The sequence below is a fragment of the Chitinophaga sp. 9-1-y genome (assembly GCF_059511905.2).
Genome location: NZ_CM197955.1, coordinates 4,430,242 through 4,450,386 on the forward strand (window position 1 = coordinate 4,430,242; position 20,145 = coordinate 4,450,386).

The window sequence follows — 20,145 nt, forward strand, 5'->3', positions numbered from 1 at the left end:
ATCTTCCGGTTTTTTTTTGGTGATATGTATGGTAATTAATCTTTCTCTTTCAGTACAATGCGTTGCCCCTGGCGCTCATAGCGCAGGGAGTTGGTGACGCAGATGACATCGAGTACGTTTTCAAGGTTTTCTTCAAGATCAAGGTCGCCGGAACAGGTTTCCAATCCGGGTTGTGAGGACGCCAGGTCCAGCTGTATATTATAGTATCGCGTTAATTTCTTCAGGATGTCTTTCAGTGGTGTGCGGAAAAACAGTAGTCGGCCATCTTTCCAGGCAGTGTAGGTGTTTACATTTACCTGGCCTACTTCCAGTTCATCATCATCAACAACAGCCATTTGGGAAGGTTGCAGTTGCCGGGTCTGCTTACCAAACATGCCATGTGGCAGGTGCAGGCGTACACTTCCGGATACCAGCACTACACTTTGCCAGGCATCGTCGGGGTAAGCAGATATGTTGAAGGTGGTACCTAATACTTCTGTTTCTACCCCGGAAGCATATACGTAAAAAGGAGCCGCAGCATTGGGGGCGATGTCGAAAAAGCCCTCTCCTTCAAGGTATACTTCTCTTTTCTGTTGTTTAAAAGTAGCTGGGTATACCAGGCGGGAGCCGGCATTCAGGAATACAACGGTACCATCGTCCAGCTGTACGCGGGAACGGCGCCCATAGGGGACTACCAGCGTATTATATTCTTCCGCCGGAATCAGGGTGTTATGGGCGTTGATGGTAACGCCACTGTCGGCGTATACCAGGGAAGAGTTCTTACCCTGCACGATCACGGATTTATTTTGTCCTACAATGAGGCGGGTGTCTGTAGTATTGCCTGTTGGCCGATGGGTTTGGGCGAACTGCAGCAATGCGGAATGTTGTCGCGGCCACAGCCACCAGCCGCCTACAGCCAGCAATACCAATACTGCAGCCGCTACTTTGAGGACCAGGTGGCGGTAGCGGAACCGTTGTGGTACCAGTTGTCCGGCAATGTCTTCCCATAGCGCGGCTTTGTCAGCCGGGTCCCACGATTCCTGTCCGGCGTTCATGATCATGCGCTGCACCGCTGCTGCCATTTCCTGTTGTGCAGGGTCGGCAGGTTGCGCGGAGGATGGCCCGTCGTTACTCAATAAATCTTCCAGTTTCAATTGTTCATCTCCAGACTTCATGCAAGGTATTTCCAATAAAGAGCAACAAATGGCTCGGATATAGACTCTAAAATGCAAATATTTTTTAATTATTTTTTTGCGAGAGCCAGTGCATTAATAAAACCAGGAGTGGGAGAACAGGTATTTTCTCCATATTGGTGCGTAGTTGGCGGAAAGCTCTGTACGCGAGGGTGCGACAGGTAGGAACACTGATTTTCATAATGCCGGCTATTTCTTCATACGACAAGTTGCAATTGAACTTCAGGAACAGCAGTTCTTTCTGACGGGCAGGTAAAGCGTTTAATTCCTGTGCCAGTCTATGCAGCATTTGCTGTTGTTGTTCGGCAGCGATGATTTGTGTTTCGGTATCCGGCTCGTAGGTGATGGAAAAGAAATCTTCCACTTCCACCGCGCGGCTCATGGTCACCGATTTTTTAACAACGGTATGTATTTTCCGGCGGAAAGACCGGAGCAGATAGTAGCGGATATTTACTTTGGGAGACAGATTACGGCGGTAATGATACAGGTCTGTGAAAAGATCCTGTATGCAATCCTTGATGGCAGCGGTATCCTGCATATAACGAAGTCCGTAGCGGTAGAGCATCTCCGCAAACAACTCATATAACTCCCTGTAGGCATCCTGATCACCGTTGATGATGTTTTCCCACAAAAGATTATTAGCAGCAGTTGACGCGTCGTTCAAACAGAAAATATTTAGAAGTGGTTGATGACACCAATATAAGCAAAAAGCAGAAAGCGGAAAGCAAAAAGCTATTTTAGCGGGTAATCTGAGCGGATTTTTTTTGTCTGGAGACAGGATTATACTGATTATGCTGATCAAATATTTTATTGGTTTTTTTGATTTAAAAATATGAGCGAAGACTGTAGCAGGTATCAGCTAAGGTCTTCGCTCATCTTGTTTATCAAAAAAATAAAATCAGTATAATCAATATAATCCTGTCTCCAGGCAAAAACCCGCTGAGATCTTCGCTCCTACTCATGCCACAGGCTGGCAGCGCCGATTAGCGCAGCGGCTTCTCCCAGGCTGGCGGTAACTACCGGAATATGGATGTTGTGTTGTTGCAGTGTAGTGATTAACAGTGGGAAGAAAAGGTCAGCCGCGTTGGCTATATTACCACCAATCACAATCACTTCCGGTTGTTCTTCCTGTACAAAATCAACCAGTAGGGTGCCGAGATTTACGGCAAACTCATCGAACAATCCCTGTATACTATCGTCAACGCCTATACGACCAACAAGTGCTCTTACATCCGGAACGGATTGACCACTTACTTCCTGGTAGCGTTTCACAAACCAGCGGGTAGATAAATAATCTTCCGCCATACCGTCTTTGAATGGTGTACACCAGCGGTCTGCATCTTTGGCTTTCCCATCGCGGTAAACGGCGGATCCCAGGCCAGTGCCCAGTGTGAGACCGATAACGCGTTGGTAGTTTCTGCCGGCGCCGCTGAATACTTCTCCCTGCAGGAAACAGCCGGCATCGTTAATGAAGCGGATTTGCGCCGGTGTGATGCCTAACTTATCTGCCAGCAGATTTTTCACATTCAGGCGATAGAGGGCATCGTATTTATGTTGCCCTTTCATCAAACTGATGCCCTGTTCATAATCAAACGGGCCTGGCATGCCTATGCCGATATGTTGAGCGCCGGCAGGCGCTTTGCTGAATACCTCGCTGATAACGGCTGCCCAGGAAGCAATGATATCTTCGGCTTCCCCATGGGAGTCAATACGGGTACGGTTCCAGGAACCTTCTATAACAGATCTTGTACCCAGATCAACTAATGCTGCGGTGATATGAGAGCCGCCAATATCGATTCCTAACGCCGTGGAATTCTTCATATAAAACTTAAGATAGAATGTTTGCTAAATCGTTTAACCTAAACAAATGTAAAACATATTTTGGTTGATTTGCTCAGAAAAATCGTTTTAGCAACGTGATAAATGGTTAAACTAGCCCCAATATAGGCTGTTTTTCGAAAAATCAAAAACACAACGGAATCTTTTCAAAAGAAAAGTTGTCGAAAATATTTTGACGGATGAAAAATATTTATCACTTTTACATCATAATTCAATTCTACAATGGAATCTGATAGTTGCTCCGGCAAAGATATTCTGATCGCATACATTCTTGCAAACTTCAACACTTCTCCCCCAAGTTTATAAATACGAATGCCCAGCTTTTGCCCTGTTCTGACACAATCGTGCAGCAGCACAGCCATGCACCGTACCCAAGATTTTACCTAAACATTTCTTAACAACAACCCAACAATGGAAAACACTGTTCTCAGATGGGCGCTGCTCATTGGCGTGCCCCTGCTATGCCTGTTATTATACAAGGTGATTCTTCGTATATGCTTCGGCGTAGTAATTGTACCGGAAGACCGTATCGGCCTGGTAACAAAGAAATTCGTACTCCTCGGTAAACAGGAACTTCCCGAAGGACGTATCCTCGCCACCAACGGTGAAGCGGGCTTCCAGGCCCAAACCCTGGCGCCCGGCGTATACTTCTGGAAATGGATCTGGCAGTATAGCGTTGCCTTCCAACCGTTTACCATCATCCCTACCGGTAAAATAGGACTGGTACTGGCGAAAGATGGCGCGGAACTGGAAACCGGCTCTATCCTGGCCCGTAAAGTACCCTGCGACTCCTTCCAGGATGCAGTAGCATTCCTGCAGAACGGCGGCCGCAAAGGACGGCAAACGGCTATCATCACCCCCGGATCGTATCGTATCAATACCTTCCTCTTTGAAGTGGAAGTAACCGATATGCTTTCTATCCCCGACAACGCCGTTGGTATCATTACCACACTGGAAGGTAAAGCCATCGAAACCGGCTCTATCGCGGGTAAAACTATCGAAAGCCACAACAACTTCCAGGATGTGGATGCCTTCCTCGAGAACGGCGGTTATAAAGGTTTACAGGAACAGGTAATCCTGGCCGGTTCCTACTTTATCAACCCCTGGTTTGCGAAACTGGAACTGGTAAAGATGACCGAAATCGCCATCGGACATGTAGGCGTAGTCATCTCTTTCGTTGGTAACGACGGCGTAGACATCAGCGGCGCGGAATTTAAACATGGTAACATCGTGGCAAAAGGCACCAAAGGTGTATGGGCTGAGCCTTTAGGCCCTGGTAAATACCCGGTGAATCCTTACATCATGAAGGTGGAACTGGTACCCACCACCAACCTGGTACTCAACTGGGCCTCCGCCAGAAGCGAAGCACACCAGCTGGATAAGAACCTGTCGACCATCACCGTGAGAAGCCGCGACGGTTTTACCTTCAACCTCGATGTGTCCCAGATCATTCATATCCCCACCAACGAAGCACCTAAAGTAATTGCCCGCTTCGGAAATATGAGCAACCTGGTAACACAGGTACTGGAACCTACCATCGGTAACTATTTCCGTAACTCGGCACAGGGATCCGATGTGATCAGCTTCCTGACCAGTCGTAAGGAAAGACAAAACTCCGCGAAAGAACATATCGGACATGTACTGGATCAGTATAACGTTTTCGGCGTAGACACCCTGATTGGTGACATCGTACCACCGGAAACACTGATGAAAACATTGACCGATCGTAAAATAGCAGAAGAACAAAAGATCACTTACGATACTGAAAGACTGGCACAGGAAACCCGCCAATCGCTCGAAAAAGAAACAGCCATTGCTGAAATGCAGAAAGAAATCGTAAAAGCCGACCAGGGCGTATGGATCGCAGAAAGACATGCGGACGCCTCTGTGAAAAAAGCAACCGGTGACGCCAACAGCGTACGCCTGCAGGCGAATGCAGAAAGTGATCGTATGAAACTACTCGCAGGCGGTGAAGCCGAGAAAGTGAGACTGCTCGCCAAAGCGGAAGCAGAACGTACCGAGTGGCTCGCGAAAGCAGATGCAGAAAAAATTGCCCTCACCGGTAAAGCAGAAGCGGAAAAAATCCTGGCCATTGGTCAGTCCAGCGCGGAATCTTACAAACTGGCCGTTGAAGCGATGGGTGGCGACAACTTTACACAACTGAAAGTAATGGAAGCCATCGGTGCACAAAACATCCGCATTATGCCAGATGTGCTGATTGGCGGTGGCGACGGCGCCAACGGCCCTATCAGCGGACTGCTGGGACTGAAGTTACTGGAAGATGTAGCCAAAAAACAGGCAGCTGATAAACAACCGGAATAATATCCCACCAGGATCAGACCTCGCCCGTCTGATCCTGGTAAAAACAACACACTATTGATCCCTTTCGCCATTCTAATTTTCATCCATGTTGTTACCCCAAAACTATTTATCCTTTTGCCATTCTAACATTTCATCCATGTTGTTACCCCAATTACCATTTAACCTGTTTCGCCGTTCTAATTTTCATTCATGCAGTTACCCCAAAAACTATTTATCCTTTTGCCATTCTAATTTTCATCCATGTTGTTACCCCAATTACTATTTTTAGGGAATGATCAGTGCGGATTTTGTCTTTGTACAGGATTAGACTGATTAGACTGATTTTCTATTTTTAGAATTAAGAAAGATGTTGGGAGATGGAAATGGATATACTCGCCAAAATCTTCTCTCCTCTTTTAAAATCTCAAAAACACAAAATCAGTCTAATCAGTCTAATCCTGTACAAAGACAAAATCCCCGTTGATCATTTGCTTTGCTGACAGGCGCTTTAGCACTTTTGCCTTCCGCTTTCTGCTTTATGCTTATCTTTACTACTGAAAGAAAAGATATGCGAAAAGAAAATTCCTCTAATGCTATCAACGAACAACAGTTGCGTGGCGACTGCGGTACTGCCTATACCCTGTCGTTGATCGGCGGCCGCTGGAAACCCAGCATACTGTGGCGTTTACTGGATGGTAAACTGCGCTATAACGAATTGAAAAAATCGATTTCTGGTATTTCTGAGAGAGTATTGGTATTGCAGTTGAGAGAACTGGAAAATGACCAGCTGATTAAACGGATCATATACCCGGAAGTGCCACCACGGGTGGAATATGAACTGACCCCGCTGGGCCTGAGTATGGAAAGTATGTTACAGCATATTTCCGACTGGGGCGTGATGCACCGGGAAAAAGCCATGGCCCGCTCCACTGTCAACAAAAGAGCCACTACAGAACGCGCCATGGCAGATAAAGGTTAAGCAAACGCATTATTGCGTAATGCCGGCGTCTTCCAGGGCACCATTCGCCAGGGAAATCCAGTCGGCATCATGAATATCTTTAGCCAGGACCGTAGTTAACCGCGACTGCACCAAACTGGCTATTGGCATCGGGGTATACGACTTCCGCGCCGTTTGCAATACCAGGTCCATGTCTTTCAAACCCAATGCTGCACTAAAAGCAGGGTTACCAGTAAACTTCCGGCTCAGTATTACTTCTCCATAATTTTTAAAGATAGGTCCCGTAAACAAGGTGCTGGTCAGCATATCATGCACCACCCGCGGGTCTACATTATTCTTCTCTGCCAGCGCGTATGACTCTGCCATCAGCTCAATAGCGCCTGCAATCATAAAATTGCCTATCAGCTTCAATACATTAGCGCTACCAGCATCGGTACCCAGGTCAAAAATATTCTTAGCAAATCCTGCCTGCAATAATGGCTTAATACGCTCTTTCGCGGTGGCTTCCCCGGAAATCACCGCATTCGCCACTTTGGCGGCCACTGCTTCCGGGCGTCCAAATATCGGCGCCGTTACCCAGGCCGCTCCGTGCTGCTGAAAATGCGCAGACAACTCCCTGGAAATATCCGGTGATACAGTACTCATAGATACATGTATACCATTAGTTCCCAATGCAGCCACCAAAGCATCGGTGGTAATGGCCCGCACAGCAGCATCATCTGCTACCAGGCTAAATACCACCCCACCTTTAACAGCCGTTTCTTCCGGGCTATTGACCAATACAGCACCTAACGTCTCCAAAGGCAATGCCTTCTCACGGGTGCGGTTGTATATTCTTACGGTATATCCCGCTCTCAGCAGGTTTTCTGCGATAGGGTAGCCGAGATTGCCGGTACCTATAAATCCTATGGTTTCCATCTTAAATTGAAATTAATGATTCAAGTTTATCTGCTCGAAGGGGCTGATGATAATGACTTGACAAAATTACGTGTAGTGTTTCATTTTTCCGTATTTTCCCTATACAATCCCCGTATCTTGAAAAGATTTCTTATTTTCCTGTTCTGCGTACATAGCATTGTAGCCCGGGCCCAGCAGCCACTTTCTGCGAGTACCACACATAGCGCGTTACACTATATTTATAAAATCACAGACCGTGAAGCGCTGAAAATATACCAGCAGGCCAAAAACGAAGAGGACGACTACTGGGCGAATGAAGACTACCTGCACACGCTGGCAGCCACTTATCCCAATGGTAAAAAGTTTCCGGCCCATCTCCCTCCAGGAAATTATGTAGATGTATATGCCGTGGGTAATAAACTCGACTATACTTTTCATCCGGTACAGAATGTACATCTTAAAGTTGTTCCCAATAACTATGACCTGGCCTTACTGATACATGATATTAATGGGAAACCCCTGGCAGGTGCCCGGGTTACTATCAATAAACGGGTGGTTCCATGGGACCCGGCTACCCACACCTACCGCCTGCCCCGATATAGAAAAGGAGGCATCATCCAGGTGTATTACCAGGAAGCCATGAACATTTTTGATATCCCGAAAGCAAACACCGTCGCCAAAACTCCCTGGTGGAAGAAGCTATTCTCACGTCACCATAAGGAAAAACCTTACATCGAGTTCTTTTACCGCGTTCCATCGGAAGAGCGGTATAAAGGCTTTATGACCTTCAACAAAATAAAATATAAACCCAACGATACCCTGCGACTCAAAGCATTTATTACCTCCAAAGCAGATAAACCAGTAAATGAACCACTGCTGCTACGCCTATCAGATCGCCATGGCGACATAGATACCATTCTCACTACCCTCCAGCCTTACCGGCCAGGTGGCTATGAAACCGCCGTGGTACTGAATAATGAACTGGGACTGGACCTGGACGCAGAATACCTGTTCACGCTGGAGCCTTTATCCGGCAGAAAATACATGCTGAAAAACAATAAAAATGAGGATCTGGAGGACGATGAATTTACCGCCAAACGTACTGTTTTAATGCGCGGTAAATTTTGGTTTGAAGAATACGAGCTGAAATCCACCAACTTTACTTCCCGTACCAATTATACGGAACATACCCCTGGTATGCCGCTCTTCCTCTATCTCAAAGCCACCGACGAAAATGACCTGCCTGTAATGGATGGTCGTGTATCTGTAACCATTACTCCTCAATACATATCTCAATACCATGCCAACAGGGCATTTATGCCGGATACACTCTGGCGCTATGAAACGGCACTGGAAACTACCGGTGAAACGAAAGTCGTAATCCCGGATAGCATTTTCCCGGCTGCTTCTTTTTCGTACCTCATCAAATCCGATTTTCTGAACAGTAATAATGAAAGCCGGACCAGCCACTGTAATGTACGATACCAATACAACCCTGCCCAGATCAACTTCAAGCAGCAAAACGACAGTCTGAGCATCACCTATCACCTGGCGGGAGTTTCAGTCAGCAAACAGGCACAACTAATTTTAGAAAATGCGAAATCCGATACAGTATCTGTTGCTGCTATCCAATTACCAGCCATTCTGCCAATTCATCCATTCGTAAGCAGCTATAAAGTTATAACGGATAGTATCAGTGAAACCTTCGAAATCAATAACCGGAAAAGCAGTTTGCAATGCAATGCTTCCCGTACAAAGGACTCCGTTTTTACTGAAATCATCAACCCGGAAAAATTATATTTCTGGTACAGCATTTTTGAAGGCAACAAACTGCGTACACAGGGCTATAGCCAGGAGCTGTCCTGGAAGGCTGCTACCCATTCTTCCCAATGCTATTTTGTATCGGTACAATATGTATGGAATGACCAGGTAGTGAACGACCAATTCATGGTGCCTTACAAAGACAAACAACTGCGGGTACTCATCAACAACCCGGTTGCCGTTTACCCGGGACAGACATCCCGTATAGGCATCACTGTTATCGATGCGGATGAGAAACCAGTGCCTGATGCCGATGTGACCGCCTATGCAATGACGGCTAAATTTGAAGACGCTAAACTACCTTTTTTGCCTTATCCGGGTAAAAGATTCCATATGCGGAAAGCATATAATCGTCATAAGCTGGGTGATACACATATTGCTTCAACAGAGCTAACCATGACCTGGGAAAGATGGAAGAAAGAAATGGCATTGGATACTATTGCCTATTATCAATTTCTTCACCCCGATGGTATCTACTATAACCGGGAAACTTCCGGGAGTGGCCTCACAGAGCTGGCCCCTTTTGTGGTAAGCAATGGTATCATCCGGCATATCGCCTATATCAAAATAGATGAACGCCCTGTTTACTTTGATAACACAGACCTGGTGCCCAACTATTGCTTTGAGGTGAACCCCGGCCGCCATAAAATGGAATTACGGATTTCCGACAGCAGAATTATCATAGATAGTATAAATATAGTGAAGGGCATGAAAAACTATCTCAGTATTGCCAGTAATACTACCGGCCAAGATATACGGATAGATAAAATGCCTGATCAATTAACACCGGAAGAGGTACAGCTCCGGCGCATGTACGTTATTCCCTTTGCGGTACTTCCCGGTAATGACATAACTTACATCAACCAGAACGAAAACACATTCCGGTTCAGTCCCGACACTCGTTATAACACCTCCTTCCTGCTGGCAGGGCCGCTTCAAAACACCAGCGCAGACTACATCGTCAAGGGAAAATTTACACAGTCTTTTCTTCCCGAACCAGGCTATGGATTTGATATCCAACATGGCCTGATCAAGCAAAAAGAAATGCCGCCACCCGATGCATACCCTATTAAGTTGGAATCAACTTCCCCCCGTTTATACGATCACGTACTGACGGAGGGAGTGATCGAACGTTTATGGAAAGCATATCAAAACGAAAAATCCATCGACTGGGGCCTGTTTACTACTCCCACCAACGACAAGGTAACAGGTAAACTGCAGATTGCTCCCGATACTGCACAACGGGCCAAAAGCATCCGGCAACTATTCCTGTATCGGTACGATGATCCTTCCTTCATTCGCATTTACGGTAAAACAACTGTTAAGATGGACGGCCTTGAGCCCGGCTACTACCGACTCCTGGTACTACTGCATGATGATCAATACTACGTGCAGGATAGTATGTATCTCAAAGAAAACGGCATCAACTTCTACCAATTGCACGCCGCCAAAATCATTACAGGAGATGAAACCAGCCTGGCATTGGGAAGAGCGATCCTTGAATGGAAAGGGTATAACGGTAGAGAGGTAGATCCCACGGCAGCAACAGATTTTACATTGCCATTCAACAATCACTATACAGATAGCACCCATTTTAATCATGAGGTATCAGGACTGGTGGTAGATGAAAAAGGCGTCCCTCTGCCTGGTGTAACGGTAACGCTGAAAGGCACCAATAACCGCACCGTCACCAATGCACGAGGTATCTTCCGGCTATTTACTACCCCCGCAGGAATAATAAGCTTCCAATACGTGGGCTTTGAGGCCCAGAATATCCCGGTGAATCACAGGAATTATATAGCGGTTAAACTGAGGGCCAGGCGTCAGAAACTGGAAGAGGTAGTGGTGGTTGGTTATGGTGTTGTTCGTAAAGAAGTGGCTTATGCCAGTTCCCTCGTAGTGTCAAACGGGCTGCAAGGCACCGCAGCAGGCGTCCGGATCCGGGGCACCGCTACAACGAACAGCACGCCACCACTGATCCTGGTAGACGGGATTCCGTTTGAGGGAGACCTGAAGAGCCTGGACCCCAAAAGCATTAAAGAGATGACCATTCTCAAAGACGACGCAGCCACCGCATTATACGGTTCCCGCGCCGCCGGCGGGGTGGTTATCATTACCAGCAGCCGTCCCCCGGCAGATGTGGCGGACATGCCCACTGGTAACAACTCTCTCCGCAGCCACTTCCGGGATGATGCTTTCTGGCAACCACGGTTACGCACCAACGAAAAAGGAGAAACTTCATTCAATGTCACCTTCCCGGATGATATCACCAGCTGGAAAACCTTCGCCATTGCCTATACCGGCAAGGGACAAAACGGTAGCGCCAGTGCACAGATTAAGTCTTACCTGCCCCTCAGCGCCAACTTGTCGCTGCCCGCGTTTGCAGTAGCTGGCGACAGCATTAATATCATCGGAAAAATATTGAACTACAATAAAGACACGGCTGCGGTAACACGTAGTTTTGAGGCCTATCATCAATCTGTACAAAGCAATACTATACACGTTTCAAACAGCCATATTGATACATTCCCTATTCGCGTGCAACCCCGCGACAGCGTGCCGCTTCAATACGCCATTCGCGGCAACAACAACTACTTTGATGGAGAATACCGGGCTATCCCTGTATTTGAACAAGGCGTAAAAGAAACCAAGGGCTTGTTTGTATCGCTGGGTACAGATACCAGCTTTACATTACCCTCCTTTGCAGATACCGGTACACTGCATCTGTACGCCAGCACAGGCATACTACCCGTACTCCTCAATGAAATAGACTACCTGCAACGCTATGAATACCTGTGCAATGAACAAATGGCCTCCAAATTAATGGGGCTACTCCTGGAAAAACAAGCCCGGAAATTCATGGACCAGCCCTTTAAACAGGAAAAGAAAATAACGGGCCTGATACGCGACCTCGAACAAAATAAAAATAACGATGGCGGCTGGGGCTGGTGGAAGAAAAACCCTACCGTATACTGGGTTACGCAGCATGTCACCACTGCCCTGCTAATGGCGGAAAAAGAAGGCTTCCGCGTTAATATCGATAAGAGCAGGCTAACGAACTATTATGTATTTGAACTCAATTCCGCCAACAATGCCGGTAAAATTTCCCTGCTGGAAATATTGCAGTCACTGGAGGCAAAAGTCGACTACGCCAGCTACCTTGATACGATGAAAGTAGCCCGCAACGATGAATACGACCAATACCGTTTGTTATACCTGAAACAGCGTGCAGGCATGAAGGTGAGCACCGATTCACTGATGGCGGCACAACACAGCACCGTCTTTGGCAATAGTTACTGGGGCACCAACAGCTATCATCTTTTTAATAACAGTGTACAACTCACGCTGCTCGCTTACAAAATACTGCGTGCCCAGGGCGGACAAACCGCCACACTACGAAGCATCCGCAACTGGTTCATGGAAAACAGGCGTAGCGGCAACTGGCGCAATACGTATGAGTCGGCCGCCATCCTGGCTACCATTATGCCCGATGTGTTGCAGACGAACGAACAGGCCACGCCTACGCTCCGCATCAACGGACAACGTATCACCAACTTCCCGTACAGCGACAGCATCCCGGCCGGTAAGCCCGTACAGATCAATAAACAGGGCGGTGCCAACGTATACTTCACGGCCTGGCAGCAACACTGGAATCCAACACCGGAAAAGGTAAGTAATCAGTTTGCGGTAAGCAGTCGTTTTCTGCAGCGGGATAGCAGCGTATCCTATCTCACCGCCGGACGGGCTGTAGTCATGGAAGTGAAAGTAGATGTGAAAGCGGATGCGGAATATGTGATGGTGGAAATACCTATCCCTGCCGGCTGCTCTTACGACAATAAAAACAGCGGATGGAGGAACAACGAAATCCACCGGGAATACTTCAAAAATAAGGTAAGCATCTTCAGTAGTTATCTCTCTAAAGGCATACATACCTTTACCATTTCACTGATGCCGCGCTACACAGGTTTTTATCACCTCAACCCGGCAAAAGCAGAAATGATGTACTTCCCCGTGTTTTATGGACGGGAATCCATGAAAAAGGTAGTGATCAATGGGAAATAAACGGGGGTAAATTTTAAGTACTGCATTATTTAATGTATTTTAATAGTACAACGAATAAACTGCTTCCACGATGAAAACTATCCAACAATGGCTGGATGATTACGGTACCAGTCACCGTAACCATACCAACAAACTGATTCACTGGATTTGTGTGCCGGCTATCTTCTTTAGCATAGTAGGTTTTTTATATGCGGTGCCCCTGCCTGTCCCGGGCCTGAATGGTCTCCTGACGCTGGCCCACGTAGCACTGCTGTTGCTGCTTATTTACTACGTACGCCTCTCTCCCTCACTGGCAGCGGGGATGCTGGTGATCGGGATTATTTGCCTGTGGCTATGGCGGCTGATTGCGCTTACCGGGTTAGTGATCTGGCAGGTGGCGCTGGGCATTTTTGTACTGGCCTGGATAGGACAATTTATCGGGCATAAAATAGAAGGCGCCAAGCCCTCCTTTTTTAAAGATTTGCAGTTTTTACTTATTGGTCCGGCCTGGTTGATGAGTTTTATTTATAAGAAGGCGGGCATAAAACTATAATACACAGCAATCTATCATTCGGGCAGTAATATTCAACCGGGATTGCATCAAATCTCCGGTTTTTTTGTTAAATTCAAAAAACTGCCTGCATATGAACCTCAAACTTCTACCTTGCTTCATTAGCGTGTTGCTATGTACCATTTCTGCCTTCGCACAAACTCAAAAAATCAGCGGTAAAGTCACAGATGCCAGCACGGGACAGCCCCTGGAAGGCGTTACCGTACATGTAAAATCCGCTCCCAAAGGCACTCAAACCAATGCTGCCGGCGTATTTAGCCTGGACGCAGCTTCCAGCGACGTGCTGGAGTTCAGTTCCATCGGTTACGCACCACAGCAGGTGAACGTTAACGGACAAACGCAGTTAAGCGTAAAACTCGTTTCCCTGATTGCTGAACTGGGCCCTATCGTATCCGTAGGTACCCGCGGCGGTGGACGGGCCAAAACAGAAACACCCGTCCCCGTGGATGTGATCAGCGTCAACCAGGCCGGCCTCCCCAGCGCCAACATGGAACTCACCTCCCTGTTGAATGCGGCGGCCCCCTCCTTTAACTACAACAAACAAAGTGGTAGTGATGGCGCCGATCAGATTGACCTCGCCACCTTAAGAGGCCTCGGCCCGGATCAAACACTCGTACTCGTAAATGGTAAACGGCGCCACCAGACTGCCTTTGTAGCCGTATTCGGCACCAGGGGCCGTGGTAATTCCGGGACCGACTTAAATGCCATCCCCGAATCGGCCATCGACCGGGTGGAAATACTCCGCGACGGCGCCTCCGCCCAATACGGCTCGGATGCCATTGCCGGGGTTATTAATATTATCCTGAAGAAAGATATCAATCACCTGAATATTACCACCGGCTATGCCGGCTACTACGATCATAAATACAATACCTATTTCAGCCGCGATTTAAAGCAGTATGAATACGCCAACCCCATTGACGGTAACACCGTTACCGTTGGCGCCAATTACGGGCTTCCACTGGGCAAACACGGCGGGTTTATTAATCTCTCCGGTAACTTCCTGAAACAAGGTAAAACATTCCGGCAGGTAGGTGATACTGACCTCACACATGCCAATTCGCTCCCCATCAATACCGGCAGACGCGCCCATGGCGATGGCTCCGTGACTACTGGCGGAGGTATGTTCAACCTGGAAGTGCCTGTGAGCAGCAGCGCTACCACCGTGTATGCTTTTGGTGGCTACAATTATAAATCATCGGACGCCTTTGCCTATACGAGATCATTCAGTGGGCACCCCGAACGCTTCCCTACCAACGCTGCGGGACAATTGATTTTCTACCCCGACATCATGGAAAGCATCCCTACGCCAGGCAGTACGCCAGACACGATCTTCAACCCGCATATACAAACACATATCCAGGACCTGTCGCTCGCAGCCGGTGTAAAAGGTAGCACGCACAACAACTGGAAATGGGATTTTAGTAATACCCTCGGCAGAAATGATTTTCATTTCTATGGTGATAAAACCTTCAATGCTTCCCTGGGCAGTACTACCCCTACTCACTTTAATGATGGTGGTTACTCCTTTTTACAAAACACCACTAACCTCACGTTCTCCAAAGATATTCCGCATATAGGCGCCGGCTTTAACCTCGCATTGGGTGCAGAATACCGTTTCGAACGCTATAAAATATATGCCGGCGACGAAAATTCCTGGAAAAACTATGATCCCAGCTTTGTCAAAGCCACCGGTGCACAGGGTTTCCCCGGATACCGCCCTACCGATGAAGTGAATGCCACTCGTTCCAACATTGCCGGATTTGTAGATGCAGAATGGGATATCACCACTAAATTCTTACTGGGTGCTGCTATCCGTGCTGAAAACTACAACGACTTCGGCTTTACCAGCAACTATAAGCTGGCGGCCCGTTACAAGGTAGCGCCGCATTTTAATATACGCGGCTCCGTGAGTACCGGTTATCGTGCGCCTTCCCTGCAACAAATCAATTACAGTTCCCAGTTCACCAATGTACAGGGCGGCCGTATCACTGAAGTGAAAATTGCACCTAACACCAACGCTATCACCAAGGCTGCCGGTATCCCCTCGCTGAAACAGGAAAAATCTGTAAATGCCAGCCTGGGCTTCTCCTGGAAACCTATCTCAGATTTGACGATTACGCTGGATGGTTATATGGTAAAGGTGAAAGACCGGATTGTATTATCCGGGCAGTTTAATAAATCCGACGCCACCCTGGACCCAGCTTTCCTGAAAGCGCTGAACGACCTGCACATTGACAATGCGCAGTTCTTCGCCAACGCTGTAAATACTACCAATACGGGACTGGACATGGTGATCGACTACCATAAAAAATGGGGAAACCAACACTTCCGCGCCCTGTTTACCGGGAATGTGCAGCACATGAATATTGACAAAATCAATGTACCGGATAAACTGAACGACAGCTACCTGCACCGCAACGAATTTTTCAGTGAAAGAGAGCAACATTTTGTGTTGGCATCTGCGCCGCCTACCAAGCTGGGATTGAATCTTGAGTATGGCATTAACAAATTCAGCATTGGTACCCGGTTGGCGTATTACGGCAAAATTGTGTTGCTGGGTTATGGTTTTGCGGGAGATCCTGCTAAAGAAGGTACCGGCTTACCCGGCGATCCCAATCTCGAAGGCACCGGCATCAACCCGCTCGTAGCATTGGATAAAGACGGCACGCTGGTACCGGAACAATTTAATTACAACGGAAAGGTCACCACGGATATTTATGCCAGCATTCGTTTCTCCTCGCACGTGAGCTGGTTCATTGGTGCGGATAATATCTTCAATGTACATCCGGACATGGGCTATGTACCAGGCGCCAAATTATCCGCTTACGACGGAGAAACTGGTGGCCCCTGGGATGCAGTGCAGATGGGCTTTAACGGCATCCGGCTGTTTACAAAAGTGGCATTGAGCTTCTAACAGTATAATATAGAAAGCAAAAGGCGGTTACAGGTGATGTAACCGCCTTTTACTTTTTTAAGCAGACAGATATAGCCGGAGTATATAAGACATTTCATACACAATAAGGAGGAGTACCAGCGCACCGTGAAAAGTCCGGTTGCTGATCCGGATGGCCAGCAGGCATAATACAATATGCACTAGGTTACGTATCGGGTATTCTATCCCGAAATGATGGTAGTAGATTTCTCCTTTCAGCAAGGTATCTACCACATCAGCAATAAAGGAAAAAGCAAGTACGCCGAAGAACCACTTTCGTCTCGAATAAAAGTAGTCCTGGTAGCCATTATAATCTTTCAGATCATCCGGATACAGCAAAGCACACAACAGGAAGAAGGTAGTAATAAAGCTTATGACAAAGATGTATTCCGGGAAGGTCCATCGCTTAAGGGTGTACAGGGGCATTTCCCACCACCAGAAATGGATCAGTAGGATGAAAATATAAAATACCCAGGAAAGATGTATCCAGTAAGGTTTTTCCCGGTCGGGATGCTGTATGAACTTGGCGGTGCCTTTCAGGAGGTGGGCAATACTAAGGCTTAGGATAAACCCTATTACCATTCTTACATGACCAAATGTTTCCATAGTGGGGCTTTGTATGAATTTAATGTATTACCCCAAAAAAACAAAGCCCCGATTAAAATCGGGGCTTATTTACCTAAACCTACAACTGTTACACTGTTATTGCAACAATATTTTTATGTTGAAAACGGTTCCGTTAGTGCATAGCAGACGGATCCAGTTTCGGTGCTTTTTTCGCTTTTACCATCAGTACAAATGGTACACAGATCAGGAACAGTATGCCAAGGTACAGGAACACGTCCATGTACGATAACGTAGCTGCCTGCCTGGTAACGGTGTAATCCAGCAACTGGTACCCGGTATTCAGGGCTTTGTGCGGATCCATGCCTTTCGCTGCGAAGCTGTGCTGTAAACCATTTACCCGGTTAACAACATCCGGGTTGTTGACATCCAGTTTGGCTACCAGGTCGCTACGGTGCATCATATTGCGGCGGGCCATAAAGGTAGTGATCAATGCCACCCCAAAGGAACCTCCCAACTGACGCATCATCCCGGTGAAGGCGGCGCCCTGACCAATTTGCTGACCTTTCAAACCAGACAGTGACAAAGTGGTAATTGGGATGAAGAGTAAACCCATACCTACTCCACGTACAATCAGCATCCAGAAGAAAGCATCTGAGCCGGTGTCGGCTGGTGTAATAATTTTATAACCCCAGAAACAGAACACAAAGAACAGGAACATCCCGGCGGCTACCATGTATTGTTGTGGTATACCTTTCTCCAGCATTTTACCAATCAGTGGCATCATGACAGCCGTAGTTAAGGCGGCGGGAATCATGAGCATACCGGACTGGGTAGCGGTCCATCCCAGGGAACCTTGTGTGTATAAGGGGATAATAAAGGTAGAGCCGTATAATCCAAAACCCATGATAAAGGAGAGGATGGTACCTACCCGGAGATTCCCGTTTTTGAGTACCCTCAGTTCCACGATGGGATTTTTGTAGGTCAGCTCACGCCAGATGAAAAAGAACAATGCCATTACACTGGTCACGGTTAATGCCGTAATAGTGGGGTCGTTAAACCAATCGTCTTCCTGTCCACGTTCCAGTACAAACTGCAGGGAGCCTACCATCACGGCGAGGAGCCCTATTCCCAGGAAGTCGATTTCACTCACGCCTCGTTTTTCTCCATATTTCGGGCTACGTACAAACTGCAGGGTAAGCAGGGTAGCAATAACGCCGATGGGTATATTAATATAGAAGATATAAGGCCAGGAGTAGTTGTCGGTAATGAAACCACCTAACGGAGGTCCTAAAGTTGGACCAATGATTACCCCTAAACCATAGATGGCCTGGGCAATCCCACGTTTTTCAGGCGGGTAACTTTCGGTGATAATTGTTTGAGAGGTTACCAGCAGTGCACCGCCTCCTAAACCTTGTATGAAACGGAATATGATCAGTTCCCACATAGTGGTGGAATTACCACAAAGGAAGGAGGATATGGTGAATATAATAATGGAAGCGGCAAAATAGTTCCGGCGACCAAATTGTTGTGATAACCAGCTGGTCATCGGTACAATGATTACGTTACCGATTGCATAAGCAGTAACCACCCAACCAATTTCACTTAGCGTGGCGCCCATGTTACCCCGCATGTCATTCAACGCCACATTTACGATAGTGGTATCCACTATCTCCAGCAACGCGCAAAATATAGCAGTGATGGTGATAATCACCCTGCGCGAGCCGTATTCTATCAATGATTCTTGTTGCATGCAGCACTTTGTATTTTGAATGAGTACAATTTTACCCGGAGTTAATAATTAATGACGGACACGTTTCCTTTCTGTTGTGATACTTTTGTCTATCGATTACGCCTGTCTGTTAATTATAGCATGGTTTCCATTAATTATTAACTCCGGATAAGTTGTTATTCATGTATATGATTAGTTGAGATGTACATCTACCAACACGTTCATACCCGGGCGCAGCTGTTTTACCAATTCTTCGTTCGGATTATCGAACTCTATTTTAACTGGTAAACGTTGTACCACTTTCACGAAGTTACCAGACGCATTATCTGCGGGTAACAGGGCGAATTTAGAACCGGTGGCAGGTGAAAAGGAAGTAATTTTTCCTTCCAGGGCTTTTTCAGGATAAGCGTCAATATGAACGGTTACTTTCTGTCCCAGTTTCATTTTGTCCAGCTGTGTTTCTTTGAAGTTAGCCACTACCCATGGAGTAGTATTTAATACTACGCTGAATAAAGACTGACCTGCAGTGATAAACTGTCCTGGCTGTACATAGATTTTTGACAGCACGCCATCTTCTGGTGCAGTGATGACTGCATAAGACTGGTTCAGTTTTGCATCGTCCACATCTGTCTGACGTTGTTTGATACCTGCGTTGGCTACGTTGATTTGTTTAGAAGTAGCGCCACTCTGGGAGGTTACCACGTTGGTTTGACGACTGGCGGCTGCTTTTTGTTTCGCCAATACATCCAGCTGACGTTCAGCAGTTTGTTTGGCAGCAGATGCCTGTTCAAATTCCTGTTGGGTAATAGAGTGATCTTTGATCAGGTTAGCATAACGTTGGTAATCCTGGCTGGCTCTCCAGAGGTTTACTTTCGCAGCTTCAATTTGCGCATCGATAGTGGCAATTTGTGCCTGTGCAGTGCTGATATTTGTTTGCGCAGCGGCGGTAGTTGCTTCAGCAGCGCTCAGGTTAGCCTGCGCTGCATAGAGACCATTTTCTGCCTGTTGTACTTTAATGGCCAGGTCGCGGTCGTCCAGTACTACCAGGGTATCGCCTTTCTTCACAAACTGGTTATCTTTTACTCTTACTTCTTTAACGTAACCGGATACACGCGGTATTACCGGGCTCACGTTAGCATCGATCTGCGCATTATCTGTTTCTTCATGGTGTTGACCATGGATATATTTAGAGATACCAAATGCGCCGCCACCCAGCACCAGCGCTGCCAGCACTATGACGAACCCTTTGCTTTTCTTTTTAGGCGCGGTTGTTTCCTGCATGTTTATATTGTTAGTAGGTTTTGTTTGAGTTTG

12 protein-coding genes are annotated in these 20,145 nt (G+C 47.1%); 5 read left to right on the forward strand and 7 right to left on the reverse strand.

The features are described from left to right. Positions 1 to 35 precede the first annotated feature (35 nt). The 3 genes from AC5ZC7_RS17385 to AC5ZC7_RS17395 all read right to left on the reverse strand — a co-directional run bounded on the left by AC5ZC7_RS17385 (position 36) and on the right by AC5ZC7_RS17395 (position 2,993). The gene (locus AC5ZC7_RS17385; RefSeq protein WP_496157641.1) at positions 36 to 1,154 is read right to left on the reverse strand and encodes a FecR domain-containing protein; all 1,119 of its coding nucleotides are present in this window, start codon (positions 1,152 to 1,154) and stop codon (positions 36 to 38) included. Positions 1,155 to 1,218: 64 nt separating this feature from the next. After that, a complete protein-coding gene (locus tag AC5ZC7_RS17390; protein ID WP_496157640.1) occupies positions 1,219 to 1,836 on the reverse strand; it encodes a sigma-70 family RNA polymerase sigma factor in 618 nt (205 codons plus the stop codon). A 290-nt stretch (positions 1,837 to 2,126) separates the two neighbouring features. Then, on the reverse strand, positions 2,127 to 2,993 hold the full coding sequence (locus tag AC5ZC7_RS17395; protein ID WP_496157639.1) for an ROK family protein: 867 nt from the start codon (positions 2,991 to 2,993) through the stop codon (positions 2,127 to 2,129). Between the two features lie 429 nt (positions 2,994 to 3,422). Between AC5ZC7_RS17395 and AC5ZC7_RS17400 the strand changes: the two genes are divergently transcribed. Next, positions 3,423 to 5,333, forward strand: a complete 1,911-nt coding sequence (locus AC5ZC7_RS17400; RefSeq protein WP_496157638.1) for an SPFH domain-containing protein — start codon at positions 3,423 to 3,425, stop codon at positions 5,331 to 5,333. Between the two features lie 547 nt (positions 5,334 to 5,880). Next, the gene (locus AC5ZC7_RS17405) at positions 5,881 to 6,291 is read left to right on the forward strand and encodes a winged helix-turn-helix transcriptional regulator (protein ID WP_496157637.1); all 411 of its coding nucleotides are present in this window, start codon (positions 5,881 to 5,883) and stop codon (positions 6,289 to 6,291) included. A 9-nt stretch (positions 6,292 to 6,300) separates the two neighbouring features. Here the strand turns inward: AC5ZC7_RS17405 and AC5ZC7_RS17410 are convergent, their stop codons facing one another. Further along, positions 6,301 to 7,188 carry an NAD(P)-binding domain-containing protein gene (locus tag AC5ZC7_RS17410; protein ID WP_496157636.1) on the reverse strand — a complete coding sequence of 296 codons (888 nt, stop codon included), beginning with the start codon at positions 7,186 to 7,188 and terminating at the stop codon, positions 6,301 to 6,303. A gap of 117 nt (positions 7,189 to 7,305) precedes the next feature. Here AC5ZC7_RS17410 and AC5ZC7_RS17415 point away from each other — a divergent pair, with 117 nt between their 5' ends. From AC5ZC7_RS17415 to AC5ZC7_RS17425, 3 genes are all read left to right on the forward strand, one after another. After that, positions 7,306 to 13,050 carry an alpha-2-macroglobulin family protein gene (locus AC5ZC7_RS17415; protein ID WP_496157635.1) on the forward strand — a complete coding sequence of 1,915 codons (5,745 nt, stop codon included), beginning with the start codon at positions 7,306 to 7,308 and terminating at the stop codon, positions 13,048 to 13,050. Between the two features lie 70 nt (positions 13,051 to 13,120). Next, positions 13,121 to 13,582 carry an Mpo1-like protein gene (locus tag AC5ZC7_RS17420; RefSeq protein ID WP_496157634.1) on the forward strand — a complete coding sequence of 154 codons (462 nt, stop codon included), beginning with the start codon at positions 13,121 to 13,123 and terminating at the stop codon, positions 13,580 to 13,582. Positions 13,583 to 13,673: 91 nt separating this feature from the next. Continuing rightward, on the forward strand, positions 13,674 to 16,517 hold the full coding sequence (locus AC5ZC7_RS17425) for a TonB-dependent receptor domain-containing protein (RefSeq protein ID WP_496157633.1): 2,844 nt from the start codon (positions 13,674 to 13,676) through the stop codon (positions 16,515 to 16,517). A gap of 57 nt (positions 16,518 to 16,574) precedes the next feature. On the opposite strand, the gene AC5ZC7_RS17430 is transcribed toward AC5ZC7_RS17425, so the two are convergent. The 3 genes from AC5ZC7_RS17430 to AC5ZC7_RS17440 all read right to left on the reverse strand — a co-directional run bounded on the left by AC5ZC7_RS17430 (position 16,575) and on the right by AC5ZC7_RS17440 (position 20,112). After that, the gene (locus AC5ZC7_RS17430) at positions 16,575 to 17,141 is read right to left on the reverse strand and encodes a hypothetical protein (protein ID WP_496157632.1); all 567 of its coding nucleotides are present in this window, start codon (positions 17,139 to 17,141) and stop codon (positions 16,575 to 16,577) included. A gap of 133 nt (positions 17,142 to 17,274) precedes the next feature. After that, positions 17,275 to 18,852, reverse strand: a complete 1,578-nt coding sequence (locus tag AC5ZC7_RS17435) for a DHA2 family efflux MFS transporter permease subunit (protein WP_496157631.1) — start codon at positions 18,850 to 18,852, stop codon at positions 17,275 to 17,277. 171 nt (positions 18,853 to 19,023) lie between these two features. Beyond that, positions 19,024 to 20,112, reverse strand: a complete 1,089-nt coding sequence (locus AC5ZC7_RS17440; protein WP_496157630.1) for an HlyD family secretion protein — start codon at positions 20,110 to 20,112, stop codon at positions 19,024 to 19,026. Between the last annotated feature and the right edge of the window lie 33 nt (positions 20,113 to 20,145).